The organism is Dietzia sp. IBK-p2-15D (genome assembly GCF_057773105.1).
The window spans coordinates 223,460-243,188 of the sequence record NZ_JBYMTK010000002.1 but is presented as its reverse complement, the minus strand read 5'-3'; the positions used below and the strand labels follow the sequence as shown (position 1 = coordinate 243,188).

Annotated in this window: 19 protein-coding genes; 12 read left to right on the top strand and 7 right to left on the bottom strand. The window is 73.5% G+C overall.

What is annotated here, in order from left to right; translation table 11 throughout:
• Positions 1–198 precede the first annotated feature (198 nt).
• On the bottom strand, positions 199–903 hold the full coding sequence (locus AC3DEV_RS04015) for a Crp/Fnr family transcriptional regulator (protein ID WP_096906152.1): 705 nt from the start codon (positions 901–903) through the stop codon (positions 199–201).
• 324 nt (positions 904–1,227) lie between these two features.
• Between AC3DEV_RS04015 and nth the strand changes: the two genes are divergently transcribed.
• The 4 genes from nth to AC3DEV_RS03995 are packed head-to-tail and all read left to right on the top strand — an operon-like array spanning position 1,228 to position 4,848.
• Positions 1,228–2,019, top strand: a complete 792-nt coding sequence (nth, locus tag AC3DEV_RS04010; protein ID WP_259822612.1) for an endonuclease III — start codon at positions 1,228–1,230, stop codon at positions 2,017–2,019.
• Positions 2,016–2,684 (top strand): TlpA family protein disulfide reductase, encoded by a 669-nt coding sequence (locus AC3DEV_RS04005; protein ID WP_096906150.1) that lies wholly within the window; start codon positions 2,016–2,018, stop codon positions 2,682–2,684. The genes nth and AC3DEV_RS04005 overlap by 4 nt, the downstream gene beginning before the upstream one ends.
• On the top strand, positions 2,681–3,652 hold the full coding sequence (locus AC3DEV_RS04000) for an NUDIX hydrolase (RefSeq protein ID WP_488371358.1): 972 nt from the start codon (positions 2,681–2,683) through the stop codon (positions 3,650–3,652). Before AC3DEV_RS04005 ends, AC3DEV_RS04000 begins: the two co-directional genes overlap by 4 nt.
• Positions 3,649–4,848, top strand: coding sequence for a MarP family serine protease (locus AC3DEV_RS03995; protein WP_488371357.1), 1,200 nt, complete (start codon positions 3,649–3,651; stop codon positions 4,846–4,848). The genes AC3DEV_RS04000 and AC3DEV_RS03995 overlap by 4 nt, the downstream gene beginning before the upstream one ends.
• A 99-nt stretch (positions 4,849–4,947) precedes the next feature.
• Here the strand turns inward: AC3DEV_RS03995 and AC3DEV_RS03990 are convergent, their stop codons facing one another.
• The 4 genes from AC3DEV_RS03990 to AC3DEV_RS03975 all read right to left on the bottom strand — a co-directional run bounded on the left by AC3DEV_RS03990 (position 4,948) and on the right by AC3DEV_RS03975 (position 9,495).
• A complete protein-coding gene (locus AC3DEV_RS03990; RefSeq protein WP_163375697.1) occupies positions 4,948–5,817 on the bottom strand; it encodes an alpha/beta hydrolase in 870 nt (289 codons plus the stop codon).
• Between the two features lie 95 nt (positions 5,818–5,912).
• Positions 5,913–6,428, bottom strand: a complete 516-nt coding sequence (locus AC3DEV_RS03985) for a phage holin family protein (protein ID WP_067711418.1) — start codon at positions 6,426–6,428, stop codon at positions 5,913–5,915.
• 80 nt (positions 6,429–6,508) lie between these two features.
• A complete protein-coding gene (acs, locus tag AC3DEV_RS03980) occupies positions 6,509–8,476 on the bottom strand; it encodes an acetate--CoA ligase (protein WP_119193268.1) in 1,968 nt (655 codons plus the stop codon).
• Positions 8,477–8,631: 155 nt separating this feature from the next.
• Positions 8,632–9,495 (bottom strand): PRC-barrel domain-containing protein, encoded by an 864-nt coding sequence (locus AC3DEV_RS03975; RefSeq protein WP_488371356.1) that lies wholly within the window; start codon positions 9,493–9,495, stop codon positions 8,632–8,634.
• A 143-nt stretch (positions 9,496–9,638) separates the two neighbouring features.
• On the opposite strand from AC3DEV_RS03975, the gene AC3DEV_RS03970 reads away from it, so the two are divergent.
• On the top strand, positions 9,639–10,397 hold the full coding sequence (locus tag AC3DEV_RS03970) for a Fic family protein (RefSeq protein ID WP_253003116.1): 759 nt from the start codon (positions 9,639–9,641) through the stop codon (positions 10,395–10,397).
• 478 nt (positions 10,398–10,875) lie between these two features.
• On the opposite strand, the gene AC3DEV_RS03965 is transcribed toward AC3DEV_RS03970, so the two are convergent.
• A complete protein-coding gene (locus AC3DEV_RS03965; RefSeq protein WP_096906146.1) occupies positions 10,876–11,709 on the bottom strand; it encodes an HAD family hydrolase in 834 nt (277 codons plus the stop codon).
• Between the two features lie 673 nt (positions 11,710–12,382).
• On the opposite strand from AC3DEV_RS03965, the gene AC3DEV_RS03960 reads away from it, so the two are divergent.
• The 7 genes from AC3DEV_RS03960 to AC3DEV_RS03930 all read left to right on the top strand — a co-directional run bounded on the left by AC3DEV_RS03960 (position 12,383) and on the right by AC3DEV_RS03930 (position 17,215).
• Entirely contained in the window at positions 12,383–13,396 is a 1,014-nt protein-coding gene (locus AC3DEV_RS03960; protein ID WP_488371355.1) for a CpaE-like family protein, read from the top strand.
• Positions 13,386–14,570: a TadA family conjugal transfer-associated ATPase gene (locus AC3DEV_RS03955; protein WP_488371354.1), complete on the top strand. Its 1,185-nt coding sequence runs from the start codon at positions 13,386–13,388 to the stop codon at positions 14,568–14,570. Before AC3DEV_RS03960 ends, AC3DEV_RS03955 begins: the two co-directional genes overlap by 11 nt.
• Complete coding sequence (locus AC3DEV_RS03950) at positions 14,567–15,442, top strand: type II secretion system F family protein (RefSeq protein WP_488371353.1); 876 nt, start codon at positions 14,567–14,569, stop codon at positions 15,440–15,442. Before AC3DEV_RS03955 ends, AC3DEV_RS03950 begins: the two co-directional genes overlap by 4 nt.
• Complete coding sequence (locus AC3DEV_RS03945) at positions 15,439–16,101, top strand: type II secretion system F family protein (RefSeq protein ID WP_488371352.1); 663 nt, start codon at positions 15,439–15,441, stop codon at positions 16,099–16,101. Before AC3DEV_RS03950 ends, AC3DEV_RS03945 begins: the two co-directional genes overlap by 4 nt.
• A gap of 153 nt (positions 16,102–16,254) precedes the next feature.
• Positions 16,255–16,455, top strand: coding sequence for a DUF4244 domain-containing protein (locus AC3DEV_RS03940; protein WP_307872396.1), 201 nt, complete (start codon positions 16,255–16,257; stop codon positions 16,453–16,455).
• Entirely contained in the window at positions 16,455–16,814 is a 360-nt protein-coding gene (locus AC3DEV_RS03935; RefSeq protein WP_206473847.1) for a TadE family type IV pilus minor pilin, read from the top strand. Before AC3DEV_RS03940 ends, AC3DEV_RS03935 begins: the two co-directional genes overlap by 1 nt.
• A complete protein-coding gene (locus AC3DEV_RS03930; protein WP_308203071.1) occupies positions 16,811–17,215 on the top strand; it encodes an Rv3654c family TadE-like protein in 405 nt (134 codons plus the stop codon). Before AC3DEV_RS03935 ends, AC3DEV_RS03930 begins: the two co-directional genes overlap by 4 nt.
• 4 nt (positions 17,216–17,219) lie before the next feature.
• Here AC3DEV_RS03930 and AC3DEV_RS03925 read toward each other — a convergent pair whose 3' ends face one another.
• A complete protein-coding gene (locus tag AC3DEV_RS03925) occupies positions 17,220–19,592 on the bottom strand; it encodes a DEAD/DEAH box helicase (protein WP_488371351.1) in 2,373 nt (790 codons plus the stop codon).
• Positions 19,593–19,729 lie beyond the last annotated feature (137 nt).

Here is a 19,729-nt window from a genome sequence, read left to right as displayed (position 1 = left end):
CCGGCAACCAAGAATCCGCTACTCGGAATAGGGATCGGCTGGTCGAATTGGACTAGCGGATCCCGAATCCGAGTAGCGGATTTCGGGGCTGGGGCGGGGTGCGCAGCCGGGGCTGGGGCGGGGTGCGCAGCCGGGGCTGGGGCGGGGTGCGCAGCTGGGGCTGGGGCTGGGGACGGGGCCGGGGCCGGGGCTGGGGCGTCAGCGGGCGCGGCGGGCCAGCCGCTCGGTGTCGGAGATGATGACGCTCTTGCCCTCGAGCCGCAGCCAGCCGCGGTGCGCGAACTCGGCCAGCGCCTTGTTCACCGTCTCGCGGGAGGCGCCGACGAGCTGGGCGATCTCCTCCTGCGTGAGGTCGTGCGTCACGCGGATGTTGCCGCCCTCCTGCGTGCCGAAGCGCTGCGCGAGCTGCAGCAGGGCCTTGGCCACGCGGCCGGGCACGTCGGTGAAGATGAGGTCGGCGAGGTTGTTGTTGGTGCGGCGCAGGCGGCGGGCCAGCACGCGCAGCAGCTGGTCGGAGATCTCCGGACGCTCGGCGATCCAGCGCTTGAGGGCCGAGCGGTCCATGGCCTGCACGGACACGTCGGTGACACACACGGCCGACGAGGTACGCGGGCCGGGGTCGAAGATGGAGAGCTCGCCGAACATGTCGGACGGCCCGAGGATGGAGAGCAGGTTCTCGCGACCGTCGGGGGCCTTCCGGGAGAGCTTCACCTTGCCGGAGGTGACGATGTACAGGCTGTCGCCCTGCTCGCCCTCGCGGATGATCACGTCACCCTTCGAGTACTCCTCGCTGGTCAGGTCGGAACGCAGGGCGGAGACCGCTGCCGGCTCCACACCCTGGAAGATTCCGGCTCTGGTGAGGACGTCGTCGGCAGACTGGTCCGTGCGGCGATCAATCGTCACAGTCTGTGACCCTCCGTTCGGGCGCGGACATGCGTGTCCGTGCCATGGCGTGCGTGTGGCGAAAACCACTGTAGTCGTAAGCGCGTCGGAGGTGGTGGCGACGCGCGATCAGCGGGATGGTTCAGACGTCGATCTGTTCGGGTTCGTCGAGGATCGCGTTCTCGAAACGGTCCATGAGTAGTGCGAACCCGGCGAGGAGGACCGGCACCAGGACGACGAGGATTCCCTGCATCTGTCCGATTATCCACCCCCGGACCGCGGGACGCACACGCACCCGGGGCGGCGGTTCCGCGCCGCGGGGGCGCCGAGCCGTAATGTGGACTCATGCCCGACCCAGCTCCTGCCGTGAAGCGCCGCAGCCGAGGGGTGGCCGCGAGGGGGGTGGAGACCGACCTCGGGCGCACCCGGCGCGCGAGACGCATGCTCCGTCGCCTCGAGGAGGCGTTCCCGCACGTCTACTGCGAGCTCGACTTCACCGATCCGCTCGAGCTGAGCGTGGCGACGATCCTGTCCGCACAGTGCACGGACAAGCGGGTCAACGAGGTCACGCCGGCACTGTTCGCGCGCTACCGGACCGCCGCCGACTACGCGGGGGCGGACCGTGAGGAGCTGGAGGAGTTCATCCGGCCGACGGGTTTCTACCGCAACAAGGCGCGGAGCATCCAGGGCCTGGGCGCGGCGCTCGTGGAGAGGTACGACGGCGAGGTGCCGCAGCGGCTCGAGGACCTGGTCACCCTCCCGGGATTCGGACGGAAGACGGCCAACGTGGTGTTGGGCAACGCATTCGGGATCCCGGGCCTGCCGGTCGACACCCACTTCATCCGGTTGGTGAACCGCTGGAAGTGGACTGAGGCCACGGACGCCGTCCGCATCGAGCGCGAGGTGTCGCGCATGCTGCCGCGGGCCTCCTGGACCGACGCGAGCCACCGGATCATCTTCCACGGTCGCCGGGTGTGCCACGCCCGGACCGCGGCCTGTGGGGCGTGCGTGCTGGCCGACGACTGCCCGTCCGCGGGCGAGGCCGGCCCGCTCGACCCGGTCGCCGCCGCCCGCCTCGTGGCGGGACCCGAGCGCGACCACCTGCTGGAACTGGTCGGACTGGGGGACCACGCGTGAGCGCCTCAGCCCGGTGGTCGCTGGTCGCTCTCGTGGCGATGATCGGCGTCGTCGTCGCACTTCTCTCCACGTTCGGTGACACCGACGACGGGTCCGGCGACCCGACCGCCGCCCCCACCGCACCTCCCGTGGGCGCCCCGCCCGCGGACGAGCCGCGCACCGTCGTGGACCCCGCGGTCCGCGCCGAGGCCGGGCTCCCCGCCTGCCGCGACAGCGCCGTGCCCGCCACCACCACCGGCCCCGTCGCCGGACTGATGGTGCGCTGCATGGACGACGGCTCCACCACCACGCTCGGCAAGATCCAGGCCGGCACGCCCATGGTGGTCAACATGTGGGCCTACTGGTGCGAACCGTGCCGCCGCGAGCTGCCCGCCATCCGTGACGCCCAGGCCACCCTCGGTGACGAGGTGCGGGTGGTGCTCTCGCACACGGACCCGTCCGAGACCAAGGGTTTCGACACCCTCGCCGCGCTGGGCATCGAGGAACTGATCTCCGTCTCCGACCAGGAGGAGGAGCTGCCGGCCGTGCTCGGCGCGCCCCCCGTCCTGCCGCTGACGCTCTTCGTCCGCGCCGACGGGACGATCGCGCACGTGCTGGTCGAACCCATGGACAGCGAGCAGGACGTGCTGGACGCCGTCGCCGAACACCTGGGAGTGACCGCGTGAGCAACCCCGCGAACGGGCCCGTGCCCCGGCCCGGCGACGTCACCGGCGTCCCGCACCCCGCTTGGATGGACCCCCTCATGACGGCGTGCACCGACGGCAGCTTCGACGGGTTGCTGCCGAGACGGCGCCCGCCCGAGGACCGCGGTCCCAACGAGGTCGGCCGGCCGCACCGCGACGCCGCCGTCCTGGTGCTGTTCTCCGGCTCGGAGGACGCGCCCGGCCCCCAGCCGCCCAGCGATGCCCGCGTCCTGCTCACCCACCGGGCCCCCACGCTGCGCAACCACTCGGGTCAGATCTCGTTCCCCGGCGGCGGCGTCGACGACACGGACAGCGGCCCGGTGGAGGCCGCACTGCGTGAGGCGTGGGAGGAGACCGGCCTCGACCCCCACGGGGTGGACGTGCTCGCGGTGCTCCCCGAGCTGTACATCCCGGTCTCGAACTACTCCGTCGCACCGGTGCTCGGATACTGGCGGGAGCCGATGGAGGTCGACGTCGTGGACCCGGGGGAGACCGCGCGCGTGATGACCGTGCCGGTCGACGAGCTGCTCGATCCCGCCAACCGATTCCTGCTCCGGCACACCACCGGGTGGACCGGCCCGGCGTTCCAGCACGACGACCTCGTCGTGTGGGGCTTCACCGCCGGCATCCTCGCCGCGATGTTCCACTCCGCCGGATGGGACCTGGACTGGGACACGTCCGACATCCGGGACCTCGAGAAGACCCTGGCCACGTCCGCGAACGGGGAGCAGCACCGCATGTCGGCGGAGGAGGCCCGCCGCGAATCCGCGGACCCACTGGCCGATCGCACCGTCGCCGGCGTCCCCGGGCTGAGCGCGCGCGCCGCCGACGGCGCCGTCGCCGGTGGCACGGCCCCCGGCGGCGAGCTGGCCGGGGACGGCGAGCAGCCCGCCGACGGCGAGGAGTCGCTCGACCTGCCCGCGGACAATCCTCGGAGGGGGTACCGGTGACGGGCTCGCAATGGCTCGACCTGGCACTGTTCGCACTCGCCGCGGCCGCGGCGATCTCGGGCTGGATCAACGGGGCCGCCGCGTCGGGCTTCGCGTTGCTCGGAGTGGGCATCGGCGCGACCTCCGGACTGCTGGTGGCCCCGCACCTCGTGCGGGAGATCGACTCGCCGTTCGGCAGGCTGTCCGCGGGGCTGGCGATCATCGCGGTGATGGTGATCATCGGGCAGGTCGCCGGCGTCACGATCGGCCGCGCCGCCAGGCGCTACATCGCCGGATCCGGTGCACGACTCCTCGACAGCACGGTGGGCGCCGTCCTCCAGTCCGCTGCCATGCTGCTCGTGGCCTGGCTGGTCGCGGTGCCCATCGCCGCGCAGGAGGGACCCGGGCTGGGCAAGGCGGTGCGAGGGTCGTCCGTGCTGGCCAAGATCGACGACGTCGCCCCCGAACAGCTGCAACGGATCCCCGCGACGTTCACCTCGGTCCTCGGCACCACCGGTTTCCCGGACATCCTCGGCCCCTTCGGGACCACCCCGATGCAGGAGGTCCCACCGCCCGATCCGGTTCTCGCCGGCTCCGAGGTGGTGGCCCGCGTACAGCCGTCCGTGCTGAAGATCCGCGGCCGGGCAGAGTCCTGCAGCCGCGCGCTGGAGGGGTCGGGGTTCGTGGCCGCGCCGGGGCTCGTGATGACCAACGCGCACGTAGTGGCGGGCACCGAGTCCGCGACCGTGGTGTCCGGTGATGACGAGCTGGACGCCGAGGTGGTGGTCTACGACCCCCGCGTGGATATCGCGGTGCTGCGCGTGGACGGGCTGGACGCTCCGGTTCTTCCCTTCGCCGAGAACCGTGCCCGCACCGGCGACGACGCGATCGTCGTGGGCTACCCGGGCAACGGGCCCTACCGTCCGGACGCGGCACGGATCCGCGAGCGTGTGACCCTGCGCGGCCCGGACATCTACCGCGAGCAGACCGTCGAGCGCGAGGTATACATCCTGCGGGGCTCCGTTCGCGAGGGCAATTCCGGCGGACCGCTGGTCACCCCGCAGGGGCAGGTCGCCGGTGTGGTGTTCGGCGCCGCGATGGACGCCGCGGACACCGGGTACGCGCTGACCGTGGAGCAGGTGCTGCCGCAGCTCCAGCTCTCGGTCGATGCGCAGGAGTCGGTCTCGACGGGGCGGTGCGTGGGGCTGCCCAGCTGATCACCGCGGGGTCACGGCCGGCGGGGCAGGCCGGCCGAACCGGCGGGGCAGGCCGGCCGAACCGGCGGCGCCCGGCCGGCGGGTCGGAGTCCCGGCGGCTCAGAGCGGGGTGACGCGCCGCGCGAAGTCCACGATCAGCCGGGACGTGGCGTCCGGGGCCTCCATCGCGGGATAGTGCCCGGCCCCCGGGACCAGTTCGGTGGTGAAGTCGCGCGCCCACGCCGAGGACGCGCGGACGGTGGCCGGCAGGATGAACCGGTCCTCGGTCCCACTGATCCCCAGCACGGGCTGCGGCAGGACGCCCGAGACCGCGCGGCGGAAGTCGCGGCCGTCCGGACGGAACTGGCTCCGCACCATCCAGCGGCGGCTCTCCAGGGTCAGGTGGGCGACCTTCGGGATGAGCATGGACCGCCTGAGCAGGTCGGCGGATTCGCGGAAGTCCTCCGTGTCGGGCCACGTGGGCCCGGATCGACGGCGGAGCATCTCCTCGACCACTGCGGCGCCGTCGCGGGTGAGGTGCCGCTCGGGCAACCGCGGCGCCTGGTCCGCGAGCAGGCGAGGCACCAGCGCGCGACGTTGGGAGCGGTCGAGCAGTGCGGCGCGCCGGGTGGCGACCGGGTGGGGGGAGCCGACGACGACGAGGCCCCGCACCGCGCGTGGCCGGCGGTAGGCGGCGGTCCATGCGATGAATCCGCCCTCGCCCTGGCCGACGACCACCGCCGAGGAGTGACCGAGGGCCCGGATGAGGTTGGTCATGTCCGCGGCCAGGGTCCACCCGTCGTAACCGCGCGGCGGCTTGTCCGAGTCGCCGTGGCCCCGGAGATCGACGGCGACGGCATGGAACCCGGCGTCGGCCAGCGCGAGCATGGGCGCCCGCATCGTCCACCAGATTCCACTGAGACCGTGGATCAGTAGGACCAGAGGGGGGAGTCGGCCCGGCGGGGTGTCAGCCGGCAGCGCCTCGGCGATGTGCAGGCGGATGCCGTTGGCCGAGACGTCACGATGCCGCCACGACCCGTCGATCCTGACGATCGACGGGTCGGGCGGCCGGTGAGCGGGAGTTCTCAGGACTTCGACGCGGGCAAGGGCGTCTCGGTGACACGCACCGTGCCGGGCCGGGGCTCGTTGCCCTTGGGCATGGCCAGCTTCAGGTCCGACACCGAGTCGATGGTGCGCTGCGGCTTCCGAATCTTCTTGACCTTGCGGTAGCCGAGTAGCCCGAACACCGCCGCGAGCAGGACCAGGACGACGAACACGATGAGGAAGCCCATCCAGTCCCAGGTCTTGGTGCCGAACCACATCGAGATGAGCTTGGCCCACATGAACACGAACGGGAAGAAGGACATCAGCAGCAGGACGAGGGCCGCGACGAAGAAGCCGGACCCGGTCGCGGCCTTCTTCACCTGCTCGGTGACCTCGGTCTTCGCCAGTTCGATCTCGGCACGGACCAGTGTCGACACCTGCGTCGTGGCGTTCTTGACCAGGGTGCCGATACTGGCGTCGCCACGGCCGATCGAGTCAGCGTCATGCAGGGGGATCGAGGCCTCGGTCGGCTTGTGCGTTCCCTGGGCGTGGCTCACGGTTGTTCCTCCATAGTCCGGCGACGGATGCACCGTCGTCCATCGTGCCACGTCACGTGGCGGTGTTCACCCGCTACCCGTCAGCCGCGCGTGCCCTTCTCGCGGATCTGGTCCATGATCGTCGGATCCGACAGGGTCGAGGTGTCGCCGCCGTCGCGGCCCTCGGCCATGTCCTTGAGCAGGCGACGCATGATCTTGCCGGACCGCGTCTTGGGCAGCTCGGGCACGATCGTGATGTCGCGGGGCTTGGCGATCGGGGAGATCTCCCGCGACACCTCGGCCCGCAGCTCGTCGATGAGCTTCTGACGATCCTCCTCGGCGTCCACGTTGCCCCGCAGGATCACGTACGCGACGATCGCCTGGCCGGTGGTCTCGTCGTTGGCGCCGACGACGGCGGCCTCGGCGACCGCGCGGTGACCGACGAGGGCCGATTCGACCTCGGAGGTCGAGATGCGGTGACCGGAGATGTTCATGACGTCGTCGACGCGACCGAGCACCCACAGTGCGCCGTCGGCGTCCCACTTGGCGCCGTCACCGGCGAAGTAGTAGCCCTCCTCGGCGAACCGGGACCAGTAGGTGTCGCGATAGCGCTCCATGTCGCCCCAGATGCCGCGGAGCATGGCCGGCCACGGCTCGGTGATCACGAGGAAGCCCTGCTCGTCCGTCGCGACCTCCTTGGCGTCGCCGTCCACGATGGCGACCTCGATACCGGGCAGCGGCCGCATGGCGGAACCGGGCTTGGTCTCGGTGACGCCCGGGAGCGGGGAGATCATGATCGCGCCGGTCTCGGTCTGCCACCAGGTGTCGACGATGGGAGCCTTGCCGCCGCCGATGTTCTCGCGGTACCAGCGCCACGCCTCCGGGTTGATCGGCTCGCCGACCGAACCGAGCAGGCGGATCGAGGACAGGTCGTGCGCGGCCGGGATCTCGTTGCCCCACTTCATGAACGTCCGGATCAGGGTCGGCGCGGAGTAGTAGATGGTGACGCCGTACTTCTCGATGATCTGGAAGTGACGGTGCTCGTCGGGCGAGTTCGGGGTTCCCTCGTAGACGATGCACTCGGCGCCGTTGGCCAGCGGGGCGTACACGCCGTAGGTGTGGCCCGTGACCCAGCCGACGTCCGCCGTGCACCAGTAGACGTCCTCGCCGGGCTTGTGGTCGAAGACGTTGTGGTGGGTGTACGCGGACTGGGTGAGGTACCCGCCCGAGGTGTGGACGATGCCCTTGGGCTTGCCGGTCGTGCCGGAGGTGTAGAGCAGGAACAGCGGGTGCTCCGAGTCGAAAGCCTCCGGCGTGTGCTCGGTGGACTGCTCGGACATCGCCTCGTCCCACCAGACGTCACGGCCGTCGGTCCAGTCCACGTCGAGACCGGTCCGGCGGACCACGAGCACGTTCTGCACGGACTCGGCGTCGCCGTCGGCATCGACGCCGTTTCCGGAGAGCGCGTCGTCGACCCCGGCCTTCAGCGGTGCGGGCTTACCGCGCCGGAACTGTCCGTCGGCGGTGATGACGAGCTTGGCCTCCGCGTCGTCGATGCGGGAGCGCAGCGCGTTCGGTGAGAATCCGGCGAACACCACGGAGTGGGTCAGGCCCAGGCGGGCACACGCGAGCATCGCGATGTAGACCTCGGGCAGCAGGGGCATGTAGATGGCCACGCGGTCGCCGGCGACGAGGCCGAGGGAGCTGAGGTAGTTGGCCGCCCGGCTGACCTCGTCCTTGAGTTCGGCGTAGGTGATGTCGCGGGCGTCGTCGCCGGGCTCGCCGATCCAGTGGATGGCCACCCGGTCGCCGTTGCCGGCCTCCACGTGGCGGTCGACACAGTTGTAGGCCACGTTGAGCTTGCCGCCCACGAACCACTTGGCGACCGGGGCGTCGGACCAGTCCAGCACCTCGGTCCACTCGGTGTCCCAGTCGAGTCGGCGAGCCTGCTCCTCCCAGAAGGCGAGACGGTCGCTCGACGCGCTGTCGTAGAGGTCGGCCTGCGCATTGGCCTGCGCGGCGAAGTCGGGGTCGGGAGCGAAGGACTGGTCGTGCTCGGGAGCGGTCATCAGCGGCTCTCTCTCGGGATCAGATTTCACGGACGGCCGGGATCGTCACGGCGGAAGCGACCGGACCGATATGTGTGAGCGTAGTCACATGCGGCGCACCGTGTTCGGGATCCCGCCCGTCGGGGGGAGGTCGGGGGAGGCCTGCCCGATCCCGTTCACTCGCGAGGGGTGTTCTCGCCCTTCGTGGAGCCGCCGCCGGACGGTGGCCCGGCGGGTGTGGCGGGCCCCGGGCCGGAGGGCTTCGCGGGCTCCGGGGTGTCGGTCGACGAAGATGAGGCCGCGGAGCTCGTCGTCGTCGCCTTGTTCCCGCTCTCTGACGTCGCGCCCGTCGGTGCCGTGGTCCCGGTCGATGCGGGTGGGGTAGCCGGCCGGCGCGGCGCGCCGGTGCCCGACGACGTGCCCGTTCCCTCTGCGCTGTCTCCGACCGCGGCCCCGCCGCCGCTCGCCGGCGTGCCGCTGGTCGTCCGGGCGCTGTCCGTCTTGCCCGCACCCGCCGGGGTGTCCGTCTTGTCGGCGACGGCTGTCTTGCCGACGCCTTCGGCCTTGCCGCTGCCCTCGGCCTTGCCGACGCCTGCCGTCTTGCCGGTGCCCTCGGCCTTCCCGGCGCCTGCCGTCTTGCCCGCGCTCGTCTCCTTTCCGCCGCTCGGCGCCGACTCCCCGGTCGCCGTCCCGGGCCCGGACGCGGAGGTTCCGCGAAGCCGCGTGGGGGTCTCGATGCCGTAGTACTCCAGCAACCTGGCCTCCTGCTCCGGCGTGAGGGCGTCCTCGGTGTTGTCGGGGCGCGGGGAGTCGCGGATGACGGCGCGGGTGTGGTCGACATGGAGTTCGTCATCGAGGAGTCGCGCGCCGTGGAGAGGGACGATCGCGTCGGCGGAGAAGATCCCGGTGGCGATGGTCGCGAACGTCGCCTTGCCACTGGCATCGTCAACGTAGATCTGGCGCACGGCGCCGACCTTGGCCCCGGTCGAGTCGAAGGCGGTCGCGTCGAGCAGCGCGTCGAGCTGGTCCTTGAGATTCACGAGGGCCTCCGGGATCGAGGTGTAGGGGCTGAGCCGGGCGCGTGCCCCGACGGATTGGGCTGATTACACCAGCTCGACACCGGTTGAGGCAGCTGAAAATCACCTGTGTCGGCCGATTCGCGCCGGGTCGGTAACCTCGACCCGTGACCTCCACCGCCCCCGACCCGCTCGCCCCGCTCCTCGCCCTGCCCGGTGTGGCCGAGGCCGCGGACGCCGCCCGGGCAGCCCTCGCCTCGGTGCACCGACACCCCGCCAACCGCCGCGGATGGCCCACCACCGCCGCCGAATCGGTGCTGCGGGGTGCGCGCGCATCGGCCGGCGTCGAGGGCGCGTCCGTCCGCCTGGACACCGACGGCGAGCAGGACGAGGTGCTCTCGGCAGCGCTGCGCGTGGCCGGGGAACTGACGGGCGAGTCGCTCGACCGCGCTGTGTCCGTGTGGACCCGCTCGCCCCTCCAGGAACTCGCCCATCTGCACCTACTCGCGGCGTCCGGGCCCGGGGTGGACCCTCAGGGTCTCGGCCGGCCGCGCCCGGAGGAGGGAGTCGCCGAGCGTCTCCAGGGCCTCGCCGAGTTGGTCACCGGAGGCACCCGCGCGCCGGCGCCCGTCCTCGCCGCGGTCGTCCTCGGCGAACTCTCGGGCCTGCGACCGTTCGGGTCCGCGGACGGGATCGTCGCCCGGGCGGCATTCCGCCTGGTCGGGGTGTCGACCGGGCTCGACCCCCATGGCCTGGGCGTGCCCGAGGTGACCTTCTATCGGGACCCGGAGGCACACCGGGCCACCCTGCAGGGATACATGAGCGGCACCGAGGAGGGCGTGACCGAATGGCTCCTCCATTGCTGTAGAGCCCTCGAGGCCGGCGCGCGCGAGGCCACCTCGATCGCCGACGCAGCCGGGGGCTAAGCGGAGCGCGCCGGTGGCCGAACGGGCCGGGCGCGCGCGAATGGCGGGCCGACCGGAGTCGACCCGCCAATTCACTGCGGTGCATCGAGAGATCCGGGTACCAAGCGTCCTGTGATCCGCCGTGTCGCCGGTCCGGGACAACCGTCGGTGACGGCTGGCGCGGACCCACGGCTGGTGTTGCCTCTCGGGCGTTATCCGTCGCGTGGGTTTCCGAATGTCGATGACGGTGAGGAGGGCGGGGGGCCGTGACTTCTCTTCCGTCCCGGTCCTGGCGTCTTCACCACCGTGCCCTGAGCATGCCGCCTGTGACCGGCCCGGGGCGATGGTGGGATCGCACAAGGAACACGGGAACTCGTGGGGGAGTCCGGCTATCGCCCGTGCCCGTCGCCGACGACGATGATGAGGTGTTGCCGACGCACCGCACGGGCCCGCCCCGCCGCCGCGCGCACCCGATGGTGCGCGCACCCGATGGTGCGCGCTACCGCCCCGCGTGTCGCGCGGCCCGGACGAACGACACGGTGGCGGACCCCACGGCCAGGACGATGGCCGCCACCCCAACGATCGGCCCGGTCGCCCGTTCGAGCGTGGGCAGCAGCGGAGTGGGGTTCTCGAACGTCAGGATCGGCCAGCCCCGCTCCAGCGCCTCGCGCCGCAGTGCGCGGTCGGGGTTGATGACCGTCGGGTGGCCGACCATGTCGAGCATGGGCAGGTCGGTGGAGGAGTCCGAGTAGGCGTAGCTCGCCTCGAGGTCGTAACCGTAGCGCTCCGCGAACGCGCTGATCGCCTCCGCCTTGCCGGGACCCTGGCAGTAGAACTCGATCGATCCGCCGTAGCGGCCGTCAGCGTCCCGGTTCATCCGCGTGCCGGCGTAGTGGTCCACGCCGAGCATCCGGGCGATCGGCGCCACCAACTCCTCGCCCGAGGCGGACACGATCACCAGGTCGTGGCCCAGCGCGCGGTGCTCGGCGAGCAGGTCCTGGGCCTCGGCGTACACGGTCGGGGAGACGGTCTCCTTGAGTCCCTCGGTGACGATCCGCTCGACCTGCTCGGGCGACCACCCCTTGGTGGCGGTCGCCATGGCCTGGCGCACCTTCTGCATCTGCTCGTCGTCGGCGTCGGACAGGCTGAACGCCAGCTGCGTGTAGGCCAGATCGATCACCGACCGTCGCGACAGCAGTCCCTCGCCGAGGAACGACTTGTTGAACGCGAACACCGAGGAGGTCGCGATGATCGTCTTGTCCAGGTCGAAGAACGCAGCGACCCGACGAGGCCGGTGCGACATCCTGGGGCCCGGTGGGCGTGGGGCGGACACGCCCCAACGATACGGTTCTTGTGCTGGCCATGCAGATGGGCGATACTGACGGTGCCCGTGATGGGCATCCCCCTAAGGTGCTCAGTTCATCCCCCCAAGAACTGACACTTCTGAGAGACCGCGGCACCCCCTGCCGCGGTCTCTCGCATTTAGCGGGTCCCTCGGCCAGCCCGCCCTCTCGCTTCGGCGCCCTCTTGGACCCGCTTCCGCGTCGATCGTCGCCGCGCATTCGCTCATCCGCTCCCCCGCCCGGCGTCTCGCTCCCGCGGTTGCACACCACGGCCGTCGCCGCCCGCTGCCATGGCGTCTCGCCTGCGCAGCGGTCGGTGCGAGACGCCATGCCCGCGAGCAGCTGTAAACGGTCGGCCGTTGCGGTCAGCCGGCGGCGGTGGTCTGGCGGCCGCTGGGGCGGACGCGCCGAGAGCGGGCCGGGCAGGCGACAGGCGACCCCCGCGCGTCGACTCACCGCGCGTCGACTCACCGCGCGTCGAACCCGCCGCGCGTCGAACTCACCGCGCGTCGACTCACCGCGCGTCGACTCACCGCGCGGCGAACTCACCGCGCGGCGTACTCCGCGGCACGTTGTCCACAGCCCCGTCCCCCTCCACAGGCGGGCCGCCGTGGGCCTCCGCGGAGCGGTCGACGGGCGGGTGGGTGCGCGAGGCTGAGCCCCGTGAACACGACTACGAGAGCGCGGTCCGTCGCGGTGGACGTCGCCGACCCCGATCTGGACGCCGACGTGCGTGCCGTCCTGGCCGCACTCGCCCTGGACACGGACACCCGGGCCGGGAACCACTCCGAGGTGGTGGTCACCGATCGCGCGGACGCCGCCGTGAGTTCCGGTGGTTCACGCGTCGTGCGGGTGGGATCCGACCGCGACCGGGGCGACGACGACGAGGTGGTCCGCCTGCCGTCCGGCACCGGCGATCTCGTGGGTGCGCTGCTCGCGCCGGTGCGTACGCGGTCGGGTCCGCTGATCGTGGTCGCCGGCGCGGTGGGCGGCTGCGGGGCCAGCACCCTCGCGGCGGCGCTGGCGGTTCGGGCTGCGCCGTCCCTCCGGACCCTGCTGGTCGAGGCGGACCCGCACGGCACCGGCGTCGATCTGGTGCTGGGCGTCGAGGAGCGGCCCGGGCTACGGGTCGAGGACGTGCGCGCCGACCTGGGCGGACCTGATCCGGAGGCCCTGTGGGGTGCGGTGCCCGAGGCCCTGCCCGGACTCGGCGTCCTGGCGCGGTCCAGGAGTGGACCGGTCGTGGTCGACCCTGTCCGCGCCCTCGACGGCGCCCCGGGAGCGGTGCAGGCCCACCGGTCGGCCGGGGGACTCGTGGTGAGCGATCGCGGTGGGCTCGCCGACGGCGGGCCGGTGTTCGCCGGTGCGGACCTCGTCGTCGTCGTCACCAGGGCCGACCTCCAGGGCGCTGTCGCCGCCGGGAACGCGGTGCGCGACCACCCGGGCGTGGTCCCGGTCATCAGGACCGGACGCGGCGACCCCCTGCACGCCGCTGACGTCGCCGACGTGGCCGGGGCGAGGAACTGGCACGTCCTGCCGGAGATCCGGGCGGTCCGCCGTGCGGCGGGCGCCGGTGAGCTGGCGGCCGCGCTCCATCGCGGACGGGCGGGCCGGGTGCGACGACTGGCCGCGCTCGCCGACGCACTGCTGGAGCAGGTGGACCTCGATGAACGGTGACGATCCGGCGGTGGTCGCACCGCCGGCCGACCTCGTCGACAGGGTGCGCGCGCGGCTCGCCGGCCTGGGCGTGGAGCCCGAGCCGGACGAGGTGGTCCGCGCGGTGCGGGCCGAGTCCGGGGTGCTGCACGGCCACCTCGACCTGCTGCGTACAGCGCGATTGGTCCGCGAGCACCTGGCCGGGGCCGGGCCACTCGAGGCGCTGCTGGCGAGCGCCGGGGTCACCGACGTCGTGGTCGACGGGCCGGGGCCGGCACTGGTGGACCGCGGACGCGGCCTGGAGGAGACGGACGTCGTCGTACCCACCGAGGCCGAGCTGCGGGCGCTCGCGGTACGCCTTGCCGGGCGGGCAGGTCAGCGGCTCGACGACGCCCGACCCTGGGCCGACGGCGTGGTGCGCTCCCGCGACGGGATGGCGTGGCGACTGCACGCGGTGCTGCCGCCGGTGGCCGTGGACGGGACCTGCCTGTCGCTGCGCGTGTCGCGTCCGGCCCAGGTGACCTTCGGCCGGCTGGTGGAGGCGGGGACGGTGCCCGCCGGTGCGGAGTCGCTGCTGCGCGGACTCGTCGACGCCCGGGTGGGCTACCTCGTGGTGGGCGGGACCGGTTCCGGCAAGACCACCATGCTCGCGGCGCTGTTGGGGCTGGTCCCGGCGACCGAGCGGCTGCTGTGCGTCGAGGATTCCCCCGAGCTGCGACCCGCGCACCCGCACGTCGTGCGCCTGGTGGTGAGGCACGGCAACGTCGAGGGCGCCGGACAGGTGACCATGGCCGACCTGGTCCGGCAAGCACTGCGCATGCGACCGGACCGGATCGCGGTGGGGGAGGTGCGTGGCGGCGAGGTCGCCGACCTGCTGGCCGCGCTGAACACCGGCCACGACGGCAGCGCCGGCACCGTCCACGCCAACTCGCCCACGGAACTGCCCGCCCGGCTGGAGGCGCTCGGCGCGCTGGGCGGACTCGACAGGGCGGCCCTGTCCGCACAGGTCGCGGCGTCCCTGCGGGTGGTGGTGGGGATGCGCCGGCTGCCCGACGGGCGGCGGGGCGTCGACTCGATCGGGGTGGTGCGGCGCGAGGCGCACGGGATCGTCGTGGACCCGGCCTGGCGCGCCGACGGTGGGGCGGTTCCCGGCCGCGCGGGCCTGGACGCGGTGCTCGGGGCGAGGGTCTCATGACGGCCGCGGTGCTCCTCGCCGCCGCGCTGCTGGTGTGGCCGGGCGGGATCGCAGCCGGCCGGGTACGCGCGCTCGGGGTCGGCGGTGCGCGGCAGGCCGGCGGCGAGGGGCAGGCGGGCGGCGCGGGGCTGGCGGGCGGCGCGGGCGTGGCCCGGCTGCGGTCCGCCCTCGCGCAGGTGCCGACCGGCGTGCTGTGGCCTGTCGCCGCGGGCACCGTCGCGCTGGTGGCGGCGGGCCCGACCCACGCCTGCGCGGCCGCCGTGCTGGGTGGCGCCGCGGCTGACCTGCGCGGGCGGGCCACCGAACGCCGACAGCGTCTCGCGCGACTGGGGGCGTGGGAGCGCGCGCTCGACGACACCTCCTCGGCCCTGCGCGCCGGTGCCGGGCCGGGAGGCGCCCTCGGGCAGGCCGCCGACGCCGCGGCCGCGCACGACCCGCGGGTGGCCGGGATCCTCGCCGCGGCGGGGTCGCACGCCCGCCTGGGCGGCGACGTCGCGGCAGCTCTGCGACCCGCCGGAGGCGACGGCCCGGACGGGGACCGGGTCGCCGGGGAGCTCGCCGGCGCCTGGCTCCTCGCCACCCGACACGGGGTGGTGCTGGCCGATGTCGTCGACGGACTGCGGGCCGACGTGGCCTCGCGGCGGCAGCGGGCGCTGCGCGTGGACGCGACCCTGGCCGGACCCCGAGCCACCTCCGTCATCCTCACCGCGCTCCCCGGACTGGGCGTGCTCCTGGGGTCCGGCTTCGGCGCCGACCCGCTGGGGGTCCTGGGCAGCGGCGCCCTGGGCGGCGGGTTGTGCCTGGCCGGGGCGATCCTGCTGGCCGCCGGACTCCTGTGGACCGACCGCATCGCGGGCGGTGCCGCCCGATGACCGCGGCCGTCCTCCTGCTCGCCGCCGCGCTGTGCGTGGCGCCGTGGCGCCCGCGGGCCGCCGACAGGGCGGACGCCCTCCCGGTCGGTGCCGAGGGATCGACACCCCGGGCGCGCGACAGCGATCGACCCGGCGGCAGGCTCCCCTCGAAGGTGGCCGCCCGCGCCCTGGCCACGATCACGCGCCGCGGCCCCACCAGCGCCCACACCGGAGCCCTGGCCCAGCTGGTGGACCTGCTGGCGGTTGCGTTGCAGTCCGGTCTGCCCGTGCCCGACGCACTGGCCGCGGTCGCCGACGCCGTCTATCACTCCGATCCCGCGTCGGCGCGTCCGTTGCGGGCGGCCGCGGCGCGGATGCGGCTGGGGGCCGCCCCGGCCGAGGCGTGGCGGGAGGTCCCGGACGCCGCCCGGCTGGCCCCGATCGCGCCGGTGCTGGCCCGCGCGACCGACGGGGGCGGGTCGGTACTGGCCGCGCTCGGACACGCCGCCGACCGGTTGCGCTCGGAGGCGGACGCCGACGCCACCGCCCGGGCCGAGCGGGCCGCCGTCATGGTCGCCGGCCCGCTCGGCCTGTGCTTCCTCCCGGCGTTCGTCTGCCTGGGAGTCCTCCCCGTCGTCGTGGGCCTGGCCGACGGGATGCTGCCGGGGGTCCTGCCGTGAGCGGACCGGCCGGCCACACCGATTCCGGGACGGAGACGCCGCCCCGGTCACCGAAGAAGGAGAACCCAGATGAACACCCACCTCACGACCCACTCCACCGCCCGGAACGCCACCGAGAACGCCGCCCGCACGCCAGCGGTCTCCGGCGCGCCGATAGCCCGGGCCCGTGCCGCCCTGGCCCGACGGTTCAGTGCCGTGACCACCCCGGACGCCGGCATGTCGACGGTCGAATACGCCGTGGGGACGATCGCCGCCGCCGCGTTCGGCGCAGTGCTCTACACCGTGGTCAGCGGCGACTCGATTCCCGACGCGCTCAGCGGGATCATCGAACAGGCCCTCAACACCTCGGTGTGATGGTGCTGCGGCGGCTCCGGACCGCGTCGGCCCGCGACGAGGGGTCGGTGACCGTGGAGGCGGCCCTCGGCATCGCCTCCCTGGTGGCGGTGTTCGGCGTCGCCGCCGCCGGGGCCGGCGCGGCGCTCACGCAGATCCGGGTGGTCGACGCGGCGCGGGAGGCCGCCCGGGTGGCGGCGATGGCGGGTCCGGGCGACGGGGTCGCGGCCGGACGGGCGGTGGCTCCCGGGGCGGAGGTGTCGGTGGACGGCGGCGGGTCGTTCGTCACGGCCGTGGTCGTGGCCCCGGCGCGGGGCCTGCCCGGTGTCGAGCTCCGTGGCCGGGCGGTCGCGCGGACCGAGCCGGGGGTGGTGGGATGACGCGCCCCGTACCTGACCGATCCGGTGCGGCCGCGCCCCGTTCGCCGGGGTGGCGGCGGGTGGTCGACGACGACGAGGGCGCCATGACCGTCATGACCGCCTTCGCCGTCGCCGCGGTTCTGGCACTGACGGTGGCGGTTCTCCTGGTGGGACGGGCCGCGGTGGCCGCGCATGCGGCCCGGGCCGCCGCGGACCTGGCCGCGTTGGCCGGCGCGCACGCCCTGCGCGCGGGGCAGGACGCGTGTGCCGCGGCGGCCGGGATCGCGGCCTCCAACAGTGCGGAGTTGTCGGTCTGCCGGGTCGACGGCCACGACGTCGTGGCCCGCGCCGAGGTGCGCGTGGATCTCGGGGTGTTCGGCGTGCGGTCGGGCTCGGCGGTGGCCCGGGCGGGGCCGGCCTGACGGGTCAGCGGGGACCGGCGGCGGGCCCGGCCGGCGCGGGCTCCCCGGCACCCACGTCGCCCAGCTGTCCCACCACCTCGGTGAGCAGCGCGATCGCGCCCGGCTTGGACAGCGGGTCGTTGCCGTTGCCGCACTTGGGGGACTGGATGCAGGACGGGCACCCGGACTCGCATTCGCAGGAGCGGATCGCGGCCAGCGTCGCGCCGAGCCACGCGGTGGCGCGCCGGAACCCGCGTTCGGCGAAGCCCGCCCCGCCGGAGTAGCCGTCGTAGACGAACACCGTGGGCAGCGCGGTGTCCGGGTGCAGGGCGGTCGACACGCCGCCGATGTCCCAGCGGTCGCACGTCGCGACCAGCGGCAGCAGCCCGATCGCCGCGTGCTCGGCCGCGTGCAGCGCCCCCGGCCAGTCCGCCTCCTCCAGCCCGGCGACCCGCAGCAACTGCGGGGTGAGCGTGTAGACCACGGCGCGCGTGGCCAGTGTGGTCTCGGGCAGGTCCAGTGGGGTGACGTCGAGGATCTCGCCGCCACGCAGCCGCCGCTGGTAGCCGGTCACGCGGGTGGTCACCTCCACGTCGGCCAGCGAGAGGGTGACGGGACCGGCGGGTACCGACTCCAGGGTCTCGACGAGGTCGATCGACACCTGCTCACGTGCGCTGGTCGTCCACTCCGGCACCTCGGGGTGGCACAGTGCCAGGCCGTCCTCCAGGTTCAGCTCGTCCACCACGAACGACTCGCCCTGGTGCAGGTACAGCGCTCCCGGGTGGACCTGGGAGCGGGCCCGGACGGAGTCGATCGTGCCGAGCATGCGGCCGTCCACGGCGTCGACGATCACCACCTCCGCCCCGCCGGTGCCGCGGATATCGACCTCGGCGTGCGGGGTGTGGTCGTCGGCGGCCGGGTACCAGCCGGCCGGTCGGCGCCGCACCAGTCCGTCGGCGGCGAGCCGTTCCAGCACGTCGGTCGCGCCCCACGCGCGGGCCTCGTCGTGCGACATGGGCCGCTCGCTCACGGCGCACCTCAGTTGCCCGGCCAGCAGGACGGGGTTGCGCGGGTCGGTGACGGTGGCCTCGACGGGGCGGCCCAGTAGCGCCTCGGGATGGTGGACGAGGTAGGTGTCGAGCGGGTCGTCGCGCGCGACCAGCATCACCAGGGCGCCCTGTCCTCGGCGTCCGGCGCGTCCGGCCTGCTGCCAGAACGAGGCGATCGTGCCCGGGAAGCCGGCGCTGACCACGGCGTCGAGCCCGGAGATGTCCACGCCCAGTTCGAGCGCCGAGGTCGAGGCCACGCCCACCAACTCGCCGTCGGCGAGGTCGCGTTCGAGTTCGCGGCGGTCGTCGGCGAGGTAGCCGGCGCGGTAGGCGGCGATCCGTCCGGCCAGCTCGCGGCCGCGTTCCCCGTGTTCGGAGGCGAGCCGCTCGCGGGCCCGCAACGCGGTCGACTCGGCTCCGGCCCGCGACCGGACGAAGGTCAGGGTCCGCGCGCCCTCCGCGACGAGGGAGGCCATGAGGGTGGAGGCCTCGACCGGGGCGGGCCGCCGGACCGGCGCGCCGTGCTCCCCGGACAGGCCCTCCATCAGCGGTGGTTCCCACAGTGCGACGGTCCGTCCGCCCTGCGGGGAGGCGTCCTCGGTGACCTCCACGCACTCGCGCCCGACCAGCGTGGTCGCGGCGACGCCGGCGTCGGAGGTGGTGGCGGAGGCCAGGATGTAGGTCGGTGCGGCGCCGAGCGCCCGCGCGAGACGGTCGAGCCGGCGCAGGACGAGGGCGACGTTGGAGCCGAACACCCCCCGGTAGGAGTGACACTCGTCGACGACGACGAAGCGGAGCCCCCGCAGGATCCGTGTCCACTGGCGGGCCCGGCCGAGAAGTGACAGGTGGAGCATGTCGGGATTGGTGACGATCCACCGGGAATTCTCCCGGATCCACGGCCGGGCGTCGGTCGGGGTGTCGCCGTCGTAGGACGCAGGTGCCACGTGGGAGAGCTCGGGCACGGCGTCCACCAGCGAGATGACGGACGACAGCTGGTCCTGCCCGAGTGCCTTGGTCGGGGCCAGGTAGAGCACGCAGGCGTTGCGGTCCGCGGCGAGCGCGCTGAGTGCGGGCAGCTGGTAGCCGAGGGACTTGCCGGACGCCGTCCCCGTCGCGACCACCACGTTGCGGCCCGCGTGTGCGTGCTCGGCGGTGGCCACCTGGTGAGCCCACGGGCGCTCGACCCCGCGGCCACGCAGCTCGTCCACCAGACCGGGGTGCGCCCAGGCCGGCCAGTCGGCGTGCCGTGCCTCGCGCGCCGGCAGGTCGACGGCGTGCGTGAGCGGCGACGCCCCGGCCGGCAGCTGCTCGAGCAGGTGGCCGAGGAGTTCGCGTCCGTAGGTCGTCACCCCTCGACCGTAGAGGGCTGATCACCCCGTGCGCCGGATCGGCCTGCCCCGGATCTGTTCTCCTCGCGCCGCGGTCGTGATGTACTGGACCCGGTCGTCATCATCGTCCACGGGAACCCCGTGGTCGGGGGCGCCGG